Annotated in this window: 14 protein-coding genes; 8 read left to right on the forward strand and 6 right to left on the reverse strand. The window is 73.0% G+C overall.

Annotated features, from left to right (window positions below):
- Positions 1-38: 38 nt before the first annotated feature.
- From ACFWP2_RS34310 to ACFWP2_RS34330, 5 genes are all read right to left on the reverse strand, one after another.
- Entirely contained in the window at positions 39-1,541 is a 1,503-nt protein-coding gene (locus tag ACFWP2_RS34310; protein WP_380458853.1) for an ATP-binding protein, read from the reverse strand.
- On the reverse strand, positions 1,538-2,311 hold the full coding sequence (locus tag ACFWP2_RS34315) for a response regulator transcription factor (protein ID WP_380458855.1): 774 nt from the start codon (positions 2,309-2,311) through the stop codon (positions 1,538-1,540). Before ACFWP2_RS34315 ends, ACFWP2_RS34310 begins: the two co-directional genes overlap by 4 nt.
- Before the next feature lie 68 nt (positions 2,312-2,379).
- Complete coding sequence (locus tag ACFWP2_RS34320) at positions 2,380-3,636, reverse strand: S1C family serine protease (protein WP_380458857.1); 1,257 nt, start codon at positions 3,634-3,636, stop codon at positions 2,380-2,382.
- Between the two features lie 115 nt (positions 3,637-3,751).
- Positions 3,752-4,810, reverse strand: a complete 1,059-nt coding sequence (locus ACFWP2_RS34325) for a LacI family DNA-binding transcriptional regulator (protein ID WP_380458859.1) — start codon at positions 4,808-4,810, stop codon at positions 3,752-3,754.
- 147 nt (positions 4,811-4,957) lie between these two features.
- Positions 4,958-5,689 (reverse strand): response regulator transcription factor, encoded by a 732-nt coding sequence (locus tag ACFWP2_RS34330; protein ID WP_380458861.1) that lies wholly within the window; start codon positions 5,687-5,689, stop codon positions 4,958-4,960.
- A 730-nt stretch (positions 5,690-6,419) separates the two neighbouring features.
- Here ACFWP2_RS34330 and ACFWP2_RS34335 point away from each other — a divergent pair.
- From ACFWP2_RS34335 to ACFWP2_RS34365, 7 genes are all read left to right on the forward strand, one after another.
- Positions 6,420-6,713, forward strand: coding sequence for a MoaD/ThiS family protein (locus ACFWP2_RS34335; RefSeq protein ID WP_380458863.1), 294 nt, complete (start codon positions 6,420-6,422; stop codon positions 6,711-6,713).
- Positions 6,714-6,718: 5 nt separating this feature from the next.
- Positions 6,719-8,302 (forward strand): hypothetical protein, encoded by a 1,584-nt coding sequence (locus ACFWP2_RS34340; RefSeq protein WP_380458865.1) that lies wholly within the window; start codon positions 6,719-6,721, stop codon positions 8,300-8,302.
- 251 nt (positions 8,303-8,553) lie between these two features.
- Complete coding sequence (locus ACFWP2_RS34345) at positions 8,554-9,285, forward strand: DUF2993 domain-containing protein (RefSeq protein ID WP_380458867.1); 732 nt, start codon at positions 8,554-8,556, stop codon at positions 9,283-9,285.
- A gap of 301 nt (positions 9,286-9,586) precedes the next feature.
- On the forward strand, positions 9,587-9,667 hold the full coding sequence (locus ACFWP2_RS34350; RefSeq protein WP_350517234.1) for an Ms5788A family Cys-rich leader peptide: 81 nt from the start codon (positions 9,587-9,589) through the stop codon (positions 9,665-9,667).
- 231 nt (positions 9,668-9,898) lie between these two features.
- Positions 9,899-10,735, forward strand: coding sequence for a sulfurtransferase (locus tag ACFWP2_RS34355; RefSeq protein ID WP_380458869.1), 837 nt, complete (start codon positions 9,899-9,901; stop codon positions 10,733-10,735).
- A 39-nt stretch (positions 10,736-10,774) separates the two neighbouring features.
- Positions 10,775-11,065 carry a DUF1416 domain-containing protein gene (locus tag ACFWP2_RS34360; RefSeq protein WP_030059605.1) on the forward strand — a complete coding sequence of 97 codons (291 nt, stop codon included), beginning with the start codon at positions 10,775-10,777 and terminating at the stop codon, positions 11,063-11,065.
- A 73-nt stretch (positions 11,066-11,138) separates the two neighbouring features.
- A complete protein-coding gene (locus ACFWP2_RS34365) occupies positions 11,139-11,411 on the forward strand; it encodes a DUF3099 domain-containing protein (RefSeq protein WP_380458872.1) in 273 nt (90 codons plus the stop codon).
- Between the two features lie 114 nt (positions 11,412-11,525).
- Here ACFWP2_RS34365 and ACFWP2_RS34370 read toward each other — a convergent pair whose 3' ends face one another.
- Positions 11,526-11,888 (reverse strand): DsrE family protein, encoded by a 363-nt coding sequence (locus ACFWP2_RS34370; RefSeq protein WP_030059603.1) that lies wholly within the window; start codon positions 11,886-11,888, stop codon positions 11,526-11,528.
- A 348-nt stretch (positions 11,889-12,236) separates the two neighbouring features.
- Between ACFWP2_RS34370 and ACFWP2_RS34375 the strand changes: the two genes are divergently transcribed.
- Positions 12,237-12,839, forward strand: a complete 603-nt coding sequence (locus ACFWP2_RS34375; protein ID WP_380458876.1) for an FABP family protein — start codon at positions 12,237-12,239, stop codon at positions 12,837-12,839.
- The last annotated feature ends 9 nt before the right edge of the window (positions 12,840-12,848 follow it).

Raw genomic sequence — 12,848 nt, forward strand, 5'->3', positions numbered from 1 at the left:
GGTGGGGCGCTGTCGGGGCGCCCCGCCCGCCCCCTCCGTCATTCCGGGGCGGGGCCGCCGGGCAGCCGGACGGTGGCCAGTGCGCCCGGACCTCCGTCGGCGGCCGGGCCGAGGGTGACCTCGCCGCCCGCCTCCCGGACGCTCTGCGCGACGATCGACAGCCCGAGGCCGGAGCCGGGCAGCTGGCGGGAGGAGGGCGAGCGCCAGAACCGGTCGAAGACGTACTGGAGCTCGTCCGGAGGAATGCCGGGGCCGTGGTCGCGGACGGTCAGCACGCCCCGGCGCAGCCGGACCTCGATGGTGCCGCCGGGCGGGCTGTACTTGACCGCGTTGTCCAGCAGGTTGATCACCGCCCGCTCCAGCCCGGCCGCGTCGCCCTGCACGTACCAGGGCTCGGTGTCGGTCTCGAAGACCAGCCCGGGCCCGCGCAGCTCGGCCCGCTCGACGGCCCGGCCGGCGATCTCGTGCAGGGCGACCACGGTGAGGGCCGGGCCGCTCTTCGGGGTGTCCGGGCGGGAGAGCTGGAGCAGGTCGCCGATCAGGACGGTGAGCTCCTGCATCTGCGCCTTCATGTTGCCCAGCAGCTTGGTCTTGGTCGCGGCGGGCAGCGGGCGGCCGGTGTCGTTGCTGCGGATCAGCAGGTCGACGTTGGTGCGCAGGGAGGTCAGCGGGGTGCGGAGCTCGTGCCCGGCGTCGGCTATCAGCCGGGTCTGCCGCTCGCGGGAGTTGGCGAGGGCGGTGCTCATGGAGTTGAAGGAGGTGGAGAGCCGGGCGATCTCGTCGTCCCCGTGGACCGGGATGGTGGTGCCCACCTCCTCGGTCCGGGCGATGTGCTCAACGGCGTCGGTGAGCTGGTCGACGGGCTTCAGAGCGGAGCGGGCGACCAGGCGGCCGGCGATGGCGGCGAGCAGGATGCCGCCGACGGAGACGGAGCCGAGGAGGATGGCGAGGCCCTGGAGGGCGTCCTCGACGGACTGGGTGGGGGTGGCGACCATGACCAGTACGGGCGGACCGGACGTCGGACGGCCGACCGAGATCCGGACCATGGCGGGATCGCCGTTGGTGTAGCGGCCGTCGCGGATGATCGACTGGTTGCCCTTGAGCCGGAGTGCCTGGGCGTCGTCCTTCTGGAGCTCGATCGCCCTGGTCGCGTTCGGAGGCAGGCACACCTGCGTCGGATCCGTCACGACGTACTGGGTGTCGCGGGGAACGGGGCCACCGGTCACTTCCGGCAAGGCGGACTGCACCTGCTGGAGGGCCGCCTCGGGAGTGCTGGGACAGGGGAGATGGATGAACACCCCGCGCGGCTGCGGCGCGTTGCGGAGCTCCGTCTCCACCTGCCCGTACAGCTGCTTCTCCACGATGAACCAGCACGCCAGTGCCGACAGCGCGATCGCCACCGCCACCGCCGCCGCGCTCAGGAAGGTGAGGCGGCTGCGCAGCGAGCGGGAGCGGAACCAGTGGAGGAGGCGCTGCCGGCGGCCGGGTGTGCGGGGCCGGATCTGTGGAGGGGCCAGCGGAGGGGGCGGAACGTTGTTCACGCGCTCGCGCCGGCGGCCTGGCGCAGGGCGTAGCCGACGCCGCGTACGGTCTGGATCAGGCGGGGCATGCCGCCCTGCTCGGTCTTGCGGCGCAGGTACATCACGTAGACGTCCAGGGAGTTGGAGGAGGGCTCGAAGTCGAAGCCCCAGACCGCCTTGAGGATCTGTTCGCGGGTGAGGACCTGGCGGGGGTGGGCGAGGAACATCTCCAGCAGCATGAACTCGGTGCGGGTGAGTTCGATCGGCTTGCCGGCCCGGGTGACCTCGCGGGTGGCGGTGTTCATCCGCAGGTCGGCGAAGGAGAGCACCTCGGTCTCGTCCTCGACGACGGCGGCGCGCGCGGCCGCCTCGGCGGCGAGGGCGTTGCGGCGCAGCAGGGCGCGGACGCGGGCGAGCAGTTCGTCGAGCTCGAAGGGCTTGGCGAGGTAGTCGTCGGCGCCGACGTCGAGGCCGGTGACGCGGTCGCCGACGGCGTCGCGGGCGGTCAGCATCAGGACCGGGACGGTGTCGCCGCGCGAGCGCATCCGGCGGACGGCGGTGAGGCCGTCCATCCGGGGCATCATGATGTCCAGCAGGACGAGGTCGGGCCGGTCGCGTTCGACGGATTCCAGGGCTTCGTAGCCGTCGGTGGCGGTGGCGACCTCGTATCCCTCGAAGGCGAGGCTGCTCTCCAGGGCGTCCCGGAGGGCGGGTTCGTCGTCGACCACGAGGAGCCGGGCGGTGGCGTGGGCGGCCTCGGCGGTGGTGCGGTCGTCGGCGGACGGGGTCATGGGCGGGTGCCCTTTCTCGTCGGGTGGAGGGCCTGCTGGGAGCAATTGTCCGTCTCAGCGGGTGTGGCTCACAGGTTCTGGCCGGCTTCGAGCTTCGGCAGGACCTGCTTGATGTCGTTGATCGGGATGGCGAAGCCGAGGCCGACGCTGCCGGCCGAGCCGCCGCCGGAGGTGCCGGAGCCGCCGGGCGCGTACATCGCCGAGTTGATGGCGATGACCTGGCCGTTGGCGTTGATCAGCGGGCCGCCGGAGTTTCCGGGGTTGAGCGCGGCGTCGGTCTGGAAGGCCTTGTAGGTGGTGCTGCTGCCGCTGGTGGACTGCGGGGCGGTGCCGCGCAGGCCGGGCAGGAAGGGGAGGCCGAACCCGCCGTTGTTGCTGGTGCTGCCTTCGTCGAGCTGGACGGTGACGTCGCGGTTCTCGGCGCTGATGATGCCGGAGGTGACGGTGCCGGTGAGGCCGTCGGGGTTGCCGATGGCGACGACCGGGTCGCCGATGGCCACGGTGGAGGAGTCGCCGAGGACGGCGGGGGTGAGGTTCTTCGCGCCGGTCGCGGTGATCACGGCGACGTCGAGGGCCTTGTCGGTGCCGGTGACGGTGGCCTGGGCGGTGGAGCCGTCCTTGAAGGTGACGGTGATCCGGCCGCCGGCGGTCGCGGTGTCGATCACGTGGTAGTTGGTGAGGATCCGGCCGTCGGTGTCGAGGACGACGCCGGTGCCGGTGGCGGTGCCGTTGCCGGTCCTGACGGTGATCTGGACGGTGCTGGGCGAGACGGCGGCGGCGATGGCGGCCACGTCGGCGCTGCCGTCGGAGCGGGCGGAGACCGGGCTGGCGGTGGTGCCGACACGGTTGTCGGAGCCGTGCCGGTCGGTGGCGACCAGGCCGCCGGTGACCCCGCCGAGGACGGCGGCGATCGCGGCGACGGCGGTGACCAGGACGAGCCGGCCGCGCAGCAGTCCGCGCCGGGCCCGGCTGCCGTGGTCGCCGGGGCCGTCGGGGGAGCCCGGCCCGAGGATCGTGGGCGGCTCGGGCGGGGTGGGCGGGGGCGGCGGCGGGCCGTCGAAGACGCCGCCGGAGTGGTCCTCGCGGTAGCCGTACCCGGCCGGGCCGGTGGCGTCGGGGCCGCCGGTGGCCGGGCCGCTGCCGAGCACGGTGCCCTCGATCACCCGGGGCTCCTGGGCCCGGTGCGGGTCGTGCTGCGCGTGCTGCTGGCCGTCCTGCGCGTACTCGTACTGCGAGTACTGCGAGTACTGCGCGTCGGGCTGGTACCGCGCGTAGGGCTGGTACGGGTCGTACTGCTCGTCGGGGTGCCGCTGCTGTTCGCTCATGCCGACCAAGCTCTGCCCGGTGCATGAGGACTTCATGAGAACGGGCTCAGAACGGGGAGAGAAGCCCGTTCGATTCTCATAAAGCCTGGTCAGCCCGCCTGTCGGCCGGAACCGGCTACTCCGGTACGGACCGGCCCGGGGCGGGGCCGTCGCAGCCGCAGGAGCGGCGGATGACCAGCCGGGACGGGAAGGTGCGGACCCGTTCGGTGTCCGAGCCGGGCACCATCAGCGAGTCGTCCAGCACCAGGTCCACCGCGGCCCGGGCCATCGCGTCGCGGTCGGAGGCGACGGTGGTCAGCGGCGGGTCGGCGAGCGCGGCCTCCGGCACGTCGTCGAAGCCGGCCACCGCGAGGTCCTCCGGGACCCGCAGGCCGACCTCGCGGGCGGCCCGCAGCACGCCGATCGCCTGGTCGTCGGTGGAGCAGAAGATCGCCCGCGGCCGGTCCGGCGAGCCGAGCACGCCGAGCGCGACCTCGTAGGCGCCGTAGCGGTGGAAGGGCGCGTCGATCAGGTACGGCTCGCTGGGGACGCCGTGCGCGTCCATGGCGCGCTGCCAGCCCTCGACGTGGTCGATGACCGGGTCGCCGGGAGCGGGGGACTCGACCGGGCCGCCGAAGCAGGCCACGTACGGGTGCCCGTGCACCTCCAGCAGGTGGCGCACGACGGCCTCGGCGCCCGCGACGTCGTCGGTGACCACCGCGACGTCGTCGATCGCCTCGGGGCGGCGGTGCAGCAGCACCACCTTGGCGCCCTCCATCGCGGCGAACTCCTCGGCGGCGCGCTGCGAGGGGCCCTGGCTGACCAGGATCAGGCCGGAGACCCGCATCCCGAGGAAGGCGCGGACGTAGTGCACCTCGCGGTCGTCCACGTAGTCGGAGTTGCCGATCAGCACGAGCTTGCCGCGCTCGGAGGCGGCGCGTTCCACGGCGTGCGCCATCTCGGCGAAGAAGGGCTGGCGGGCGTCCGGGACGACCATGCCGATCAGGTTGGTGCGGCGGGAGGCCATCGCCTGGGCGACGCTGTTCGGCCGGTAGCCGAGCTGCTCGATCGCCGCGAGGACCTTCTCCCGGGTCGCGGGCGCGACCGGGCGCGGCCCGTTGTTGATGACGTAGCTGACGACCGCGGTCGAGGTACCAGCCAGCCGGGCTACATCGTCGCGCGTCACTTTGGCCACGGGGGGAGTCTACGCGTGTGGCCTCCGGGGCGGCAGTGGGGTCCGGGGCCCCGTTCGGCAGGCCGACGGGCCTCTCCGGGAGGAACCGGACAAGCCGGGCGGGGGACGGCCCGCCCGGCTCCGGAGCGCTGTCCGGCAGGCCCGGACTCAGGCGTCCAGGGGGGTGGCGGGGCGCTGGGCGAGCTCCGGCCGCTCGCCCTTCTCGGGCTTCTCCGGGACGACGAAGCGGTAGCCGACGTTGCGCACGGTGCCGATCAGCTGCTCGTGCTCCACGCCGAGCTTGGCGCGCAGCCGCCGGACGTGCACGTCCACGGTCCGGGTGCCGCCGAAGTAGTCGTAGCCCCAGACCTCCTGGAGCAGCTGCGCCCGGGTGAAGACCCGGCCGGGGTGCTGTGCGAGGTACTTGAGCAGCTCGAACTCCTTGAACGTGAGGTCGAGCGCCCGGCCCTTGAGCTTGGCGGAGTAGGTGGCCTCGTCGACCGAGAGGTCGCCGTTGCGGATCTCCATCGGGCTGTCGTCGGTGACGACCTGGAGCCGGCCGAGCGCGAGTCGCAGCCGGGCCTCGACCTCGGCCGGGCCGGCGGTGTCCAGCAGGACGTCGTCGATGCCCCACTCGGCGGTGACGGCGGCCAGGCCGCCCTCGGTCACCACCAGGATCAGCGGGCAGCCGATGCCGGTGGAGCGCAGCAGCTGGCAGAGGCTGCGGATCTGCGGCAGGTCACGCCGGCCGTCGACCAGGATGACGTCCGCGCTGGGGGTGTCCACCAGGGCGGCGCCCTCGGCGGGAGCCACCCTGACGTTGTGCAGCAGCAGTCCGAGGGCGGGCAGCACCTCGGCGGAGGGTTGCAGCGCATTGGTGAGGAGGAGGAGAGAACTCATGCCCGGTGGTCCCCTTTCCGGGTCGTCGCGGTCGCGTTACGGCTGCCGCCACAGCCGGATGGCGCACGTGCTGAGGGGGAGGGGAGGACGACGGTCGGCCGCGGCGAACCGAGGGAGCGGACGGCGTGCAGGGCGCGACGGCGGGCTCGCCGGGGGTCCCGCAACCCCTGGCGCACCGTTTCTGCCCTGTTCATCACCGCGAACCCTCCGGTCTGGTCCGGTGCCGGGTGGCGGCCCGGTGCCGGTGGCGGTGCCCCGGCCGGCCGGGGCACGTCGTTGTGCCGCGTCAGGCGGGGCGGTCCTGCTGCGCGCCGGGGGTGGGCCGACGAATCGCACGAACGTCCGTACTGGCGTCCTGAAAGCACAAAAGGACCCGGGGGCGACTCTGCCCGGATCCCTCTTGGTGGTCGAGGATAGCCGACCGGCTCCGCCGCCGGGAGTGCGGGAATCCGGCGGTTCGCCCAATTCGGGCGTGCGCCGGGTGAGGCTGGACACAGCTTCGAGCGCCGGTCCGGCGCCGCGCGGGGGGCGGACCGGCGGGAGGCCGGCGCGTTCCCCGGGTCCGGCCCGGCCAGGGCGATTGCCGCTCGTGGCGGCGGACACGCCATCATGGGGGCGCACATCGAAGGCGCTGTTCGGATCCATCGTTCGGGTGGTCGGGCGGCCGTCGCGGTGGCGAGCCGGACCGGGGCACCGGGACCGGGCGAGGACGACGAGAAGGGGTGGCCCGATGGGCGCGACCACCGAGCCCGCGAGCGGCGCCCGGGTGCGCGGGACGATCCGCTACTGGGCGGCGGCGAAGTCCGAGGCCGGGCTGGCCGAGGAGCCGTACGAGGCGGCGACCCTGGCCGAGGCGCTGACGGCGGCCAGGGAGCGGCACGCCGACCGGCCGGCGTTCGTCCGGCTGCTCGGGCACTGCTCGTACCTGGTCGACGGGGCCCAGGTGGGCGGCCGCGACCACGCGACCGTCGTCCTGACCGAGGGCGGGACGGTGGAGGTCCTCCCCCCGTTCGCGGGAGGGTGAGCGGCGTGACGGACATGAACAACCCGAACGACCCGAACCGCGGCGGCTACGGCGAGTGGCCGCAGCAGCCCCACCAGCCCCAGCCTCAGCCCCAGCAGGCCCAGCCCCACCAGCCCCACCCTCACCAGCCCCACCCTCACCAGCAGCAGCCGTACCCGCCGCAGGCAGAGCAGCACCCCCAGCCGCAGCAGTACTTCCCGCCGCAGCAGCCCGGCCGGCCCGGCCACCAGCCGCCGTACGGCTACCCGGCGGACGACGCGGCGGCGACCGCGGTGCTGCCGGCGGTGCCCGCGTTCGACGACGCGGCCGCGACCACGCTGCTGCCGCCGGTGCCGGCCCTGGACGACGCCGAGGCGACGACGCTGCTGCCGCCGGTGGTGGCCCTGGACGACGCCGAGGCGACGACGCTGCTGCCGCCGGTGGTGGTGTCCGGTGCGATGCCGGTCGCGCCGCACCAGCCCCGGCAGCATCAGCAGCCGCAGCAGTCGTTCCAGCAGCCCCAGCATTCCTTCCAGCAGCAGCAGCCGCAGCCTGCCCAGCAGCCCCAGCAGCCCCAGCAGCCCCAGCAGTCGCGGCAGCAGCGGCGTCGGCAGCCGGAGCAGCCGGTACAGCCTCAGCCGGACCCGACGATCCAGCTCCAGCAGCCGCCGAGGCCGCGGGCCCGGCACGCGGCCCCCGCGCCGCAGTCGGCTCCCGCACCGCAGCCGGCCCCCGGGCAGCAGCCGGCGGAGGCCTTCGATCCGCCGACCATGACGCTCAAGCGCCCGATGGTCCCCGGCCCGCCGGGCCAGGCCGGGGCCCCCGGCCCGCTGGGCGTCCCCGCCGCGGCGCCGTTCGCACCCGTCCCGCCGCGGCCCGCGCCGCCCGCGGGCCCGCGCGGCCGGACCGGCTCGCCGATCATCGACCCGGGCCTGCAGCCGGCCCTGATCACCGCCGGCGCGGCGGCGCTGCTGGCCGGCGGTGCCGCGCTCGGGCAGGTCGCGCTGGCCCTGGTGGTCGCGCTGCTCCAGCTGCTGACGGCGGCCGGCTGGTTCCGGCTGAACGGCATGTGGCCGGCCCGGCAGGGCATCCTGCTCGCCGCGCTGGCCGGTTTCACCGCGGACGTGGCGGTGCTGCTGGCGGACTCCGACGGCGGCGTGGCGGCCGTGGTGGGCACCCTGGGCGGCTTCTTCCTGCTCGTCCTGGTGCTGCAGACGTTCCGTCCGTCGGACCCGAAGGAGCGGTTCTACGCGCTGACCGTGCTCGGCTCGGCCACCGTGGTGACGGTGCTGTGCACCACGCTGCTGCTGGCCGACTGGGTGCCGGCCGCGGTGGGCGCGGTGGCGCTGGCCACCCTGCTGGCCGCGGCGCCGCTGCCCGGGCCGAAGCAGCTGGGCCCGGTGCTGGGCCTGGCCGCGGCGGTGGTGCTGGGCCTGCTGGTCGGGGCGCCGGTGGCGCTGGGCGCGCTGGCCGGGCTGGGTGCGCTGGTCGGCCGCCGGGTCGCGGCGTACGACTTCCCGTCCCGCTTCGTGCACATGACGGCGGGCGTGGCGCTGCCGCTGGCGGTGGCCGCGCCGCTGATCTGGATCGCCACCGAGCTGCTGGCCTGACCGTTCCGCCGGGTCGTCGCCAGGTCGGATTCCGGCCCCGGAACCATGTTCCGGGGCCGGACGTCGTACGGTCGTGCGAGGGCGGACGTGTCCCGCGTCCGCCGCGGAACGGCGAACGACCCGCGGCGCACCACCCACGGTGAACCACCCACGGCGCACCACCCACGGTGAACCACCCACGGCGAACGATTTCGGCGACGAACGACCACAGCGAACGACGACCACAGCGAGCGGCGACGACGGGGGACACGATGCGCGGATGGCTGAAGGCCACGATCGGCCTGGCGGTGCTCTCCGGCCTGCTGCTGGGGGCCGACCGGATCGCGGTGGGCGTGGCCGAGGACGAGGCCGCGGACCGGATCGTGAAGAGCGGCCGGATGAGCCAGCGCCCGGACGTCTCGATCGAGGGCTTCCCGTTCCTCACCCAGGTGCTGTCGAAGAAGCTGGACGACGTCCGGATCTCCTCCGACGGCCTGACCGTCGGCGACGGCGGCCACCGGGTGGCGCTGCACTCGTTCGAGGCGCGGCTCTCCGGCGTCAAGGTCAGCGACAGCATGAGCAACGCCATGGTGGACAGCGGCACCGGCAGCGGGGTGATCTCCTACCAGGACCTCGGGCAGCTGCTGCCGCCGGCCTCCCAGCTGCTGCACGGGGCCAAGCTGCCGGTGGGCGGCAACTCGCGGCTGACCCTGGCCTACGCCGGTCCGGGCAAGGTCAAGGCCTCACTGGGGCCGGTCGCGATCGGCGAGGGCACCGTGCACAACAAGGGGAACACCGTCACGGTGGACGGCTTCCGGCTGAGCTCGCTGGCGGGGATGGTGGCCGGTGCGACCGGTCAGCAGCTCGAGCCGATGAGCTTCATCCTGGACACGCTGCCGGCCGGGCTGAAGCTGGCCGACAAGGAGGGCGGCGGTGGTGTGACGCCGCTGCCGGAGGGCCTCCAGCTGTCCTTCGACGGCAAGGACGTCAAGCTCCTGGGCTGATCCCCGGCCCGGTGGCGGTCCCGCTTCCTGATCCCGCCTTCCGATCCCGCTTTCCGATCCCGCTTTCCGATCCCGGCCGCCGGGCCGTTCCCGGTGCCGCCGAATCGTTCCGCTCCGCGAGACGCGCTGTCCAGCGCGGACCGCGGAGCGGTGCCGTTTCCGCCCCGTGGGTGCCGTCGGAGGGCCTCCGGGCGGGCCCCGGTAGGCCGATCCGGGGCAGAATCCCACCATGCGGCTGTTTGGATCCCACCATTCGATACGCTGATGACAGCGGGCCTCCGGTGTCCCTAGCATCGTCGGCATGAAGCGACAGACGGACCTCACGAAGCGGCGGGCGGTAGACCTGTGCCGCGTGGCCGCCTGTCTGTGTCGAATGCGCTGACTCGGCGCCCCGGCTGGGCAGTTGACGCCCGCCGCCGATCTTCCCGGCGATCGCGCCCGGCTCTGTGAGCGGGTGGCCGCCGATGTACTCCGCAGTTCACCGCCCGGCCGCGCCGGTCCGCCCGTCGTCCCATCATTCGGACAGGATTTCGGACCGCACCCATCCGGGCCCCTGCAGCACCCTCCTGAGCAGCACCTTCCGCACAACCGCCCTCGGATGGAGAACACCACCATGAGCCGCAGCGACGTCCTGGTCGACGCCGACTGGGTCCAGGCCCACCTGGACGACCCGAAGGTCGTGATCGTCGAGGTCGACGAGGACACCTCCGCGTACGAGAAGAACCACATCCGCAACGCCGTCCGGATCGACTGGAAGCAGGACCTCCAGGACCCGGTCCGCCGCGACTTCATCGACCAGGCCGGCTTCGAGGCGCTGCTCAGCGCCAAGGGCATCGCCAACGACCACACCGTGGTCCTGTACGGCGGCAACAACAACTGGTTCGCCTCGTACGCCTACTGGTACTTCAAGCTGTACGGCCACGGCGACGTCCGCCTGCTGGACGGCGGCCGCAAGAAGTGGGAGCTGGACTCCCGCGACCTGGTCGCCGAGGTGCCGGCCCGCGCCGCCACCGAGTACACGGCGCAGGCCGCCGACTCCTCGATCCGCGCCTTCCGCGACGACGTGATCGCCGCCATCGGCAACCTGAACCTGGTCGACGTCCGCTCGCCCGACGAGTTCTCCGGCAAGCTGCTGGCCCCGGCCCACCTCCCGCAGGAGCAGTCGCAGCGCCCCGGCCACGTGCCGAGCGCCCGCAACATCCCGTGGGCCAAGAACGCCAACGACGACGGCACCTTCAAGAGCGACGACGAGCTCAAGGCGCTGTACGAGGCCGAGGGCATCGACCTGGCGAAGGACACCATCGCCTACTGCCGCATCGGCGAGCGCTCCGCGCTCACCTGGTTCGTGCTGCACGAGCTGCTCGGCCAGGAGAACGTCAAGAACTACGACGGCTCGTGGACCGAGTACGGCAGCCTGGTCGGCGTGCCGATCGAGCTCGGCAGCAACTGAGCCCCGGCTCAGCCCGTAAGTCAGAAGGGAAGTACAGACATGTGCGGTGCGAAGGCCGGCGGCCCGGACCTGGCAGGAGTTGACGTGGCGAACGAGACGATCATCCAGGGTTCGGTGACCCGCGACGGTGAGCCGGTCAACGGCTACGTCCGGCTGCTGGACGAGGGCGGCGAGTTCACGGCCGAGGTGCCCACCTCGGCGACCGGCCAGTTCCGGTTCTTCGCCCGCCCGGGCAAGTGGACCCTGCGCGCGCTGGTGCCAGGCCAGACCGTGGACCGCCAGGTGGTGGCCTCCCAGGGCACCGCCGTCGAGGTCGCGATCGCGGTCTGACCGGAGCCGCGAAGCTTCCGGACCACCCCGAGGGCCCCTGCCGTGCAGGGGCCCTCGGCCGTACCGTGGAGGGGTGCAGGCAAGGCGGCGGCGTCGCTACTACTTCGCCATGATGGGCGTGTGCCTGGGCCTGTTCGTCATGGCCTGGGGCGTGGTGCGGTTCTTCTCGGTCGGCGCGGCGATCGGCATGTGCGTGGTCGCGATGGTCATCCCGCCCGCCGCCGCGGTGTTCGCCAACAAGCGCGACCCCGAGGACGACTGGTGGGACGACCCGCGCTGGGAGGACCCGAAGTGGGACGAGCCCGGCCACGACCGGGACCGCCCCGACCACGAGCAGCGCCCGTAGCCCCGCCCGGCCCGGAAGCGCCGGCGGGCCCCAGTCGACGGGCCCCAGTCGACGGGCCCCAGCCGGTGGGCCTCAGGCAGCGGGCCTCAGAGGGTGGACGTCAGACGGCGGACGTCAGTACACGAGCGCCTGGACGCCGTCCGCCATGATCTCGCTGACGAAGACCTGGGCGCCCGCGATGCGGACGCCCTCGACGGTGTCCTTCTGCTCGATCCCGCGCCGGGCCGCGCACTGGGTGCAGAGCGTCACCGAGCCGGCCGCCAGGATCGACTCCAGCAGGTCCGGCAGCGGCGCCGCGTGCGGCAGTTCGAACTCCGCCGCCCGGCCCGGCAGCGCGAACCAGGAGGACTCCCCGGTCAGCCAGAGCGAGACCTCGATCCCGCTGGCGACGGCCACCGCCGCCACCGTGAACGCCTGCGAGCACCGCTCCGGCGCGTCCGCCCCTGCGGTGACCTTGATGACCAGTTTCTTCGACATGGCGCCACCTTAGAGGTCCCGCCGCTCCCGCCGTCCGGCATCTCCGGAACCCTTGGGCAAAGCTTGGGCAGCCGCCGGAAGACGGCGCGAAGCGCGACGTGGTGGGGCTCACCGCGACCGGCCGGAACCCGGCCGATAGAGTAAGCGGAGCACAATCCACCACACTGTCGCCGCCTGGGAGCCACCCGTGTCCGGTCTGGAAATCTTCTTCGACGGTCTGCTGGCCCTCATGGCCGTGCTGATCACCTGGTTCGCCATCTTCTCCGTGATGAAGCTGTACCAGGGCCAGCGCTGAGCCTGCCGTACGGTTGAGGCAGGCCCACACCGACGAGAACAGCGACCAGGAACATGATCGAGATCCCCTCTGACCTCCACAAGGACGTCGTCCCGCTCGCCTTCCTCCTCGGCACCTGGGAGGGCGCGGGAGTCTTCGCCCCTCTCCCGGATGAAAGCGGCCCAGGCACGGAGAAGTGCAACTTCGGCCAGGAGATCGTGATCCGCCACGACGGCCGCCCCTTCCTGGAGTTCCGCTCCCGCACCTGGGTGCTGAACAGCGAGGGCGAGAAGGTCCGTCCGCTGGAGAACGAGCACGCGTTCTGGCGCATCACCAGTAACCACGACGGCACCAGCGGTGCCCGGGGGATCGAGATCTCCTCCGTCCGTGACGACGGCACGGTCGAGATCTGGTACGGCGAGCTGGCCGACGGCAAGCCCCAGGTCGACGTCTCCACCGACGCCGTCGCCCGGATCGAGGGCTCCCCGGAGTACTCGGGCGGCAAGCGGCTGTACGGCTTCGTCAACGGCGAGCTGCTCTGGGTCGGCGAGAAGGCCGCCCCGAACGTGCCGCTGCGCCCGTACATGTCCGCGCAGCTGAAGAAGGTGCTCAGCCCGGCCCAGCTGATCAAGGACATCAACGACCTGCCGGACGACGGCATCGCCTTCTTCAAGTAGGCCGCCGGT

Origin of the sequence: Kitasatospora sp. NPDC058444 (assembly GCF_042721415.1) — a bacterium.
GTDB lineage: Bacteria > Actinomycetota > Actinomycetes > Streptomycetales > Streptomycetaceae > Kitasatospora.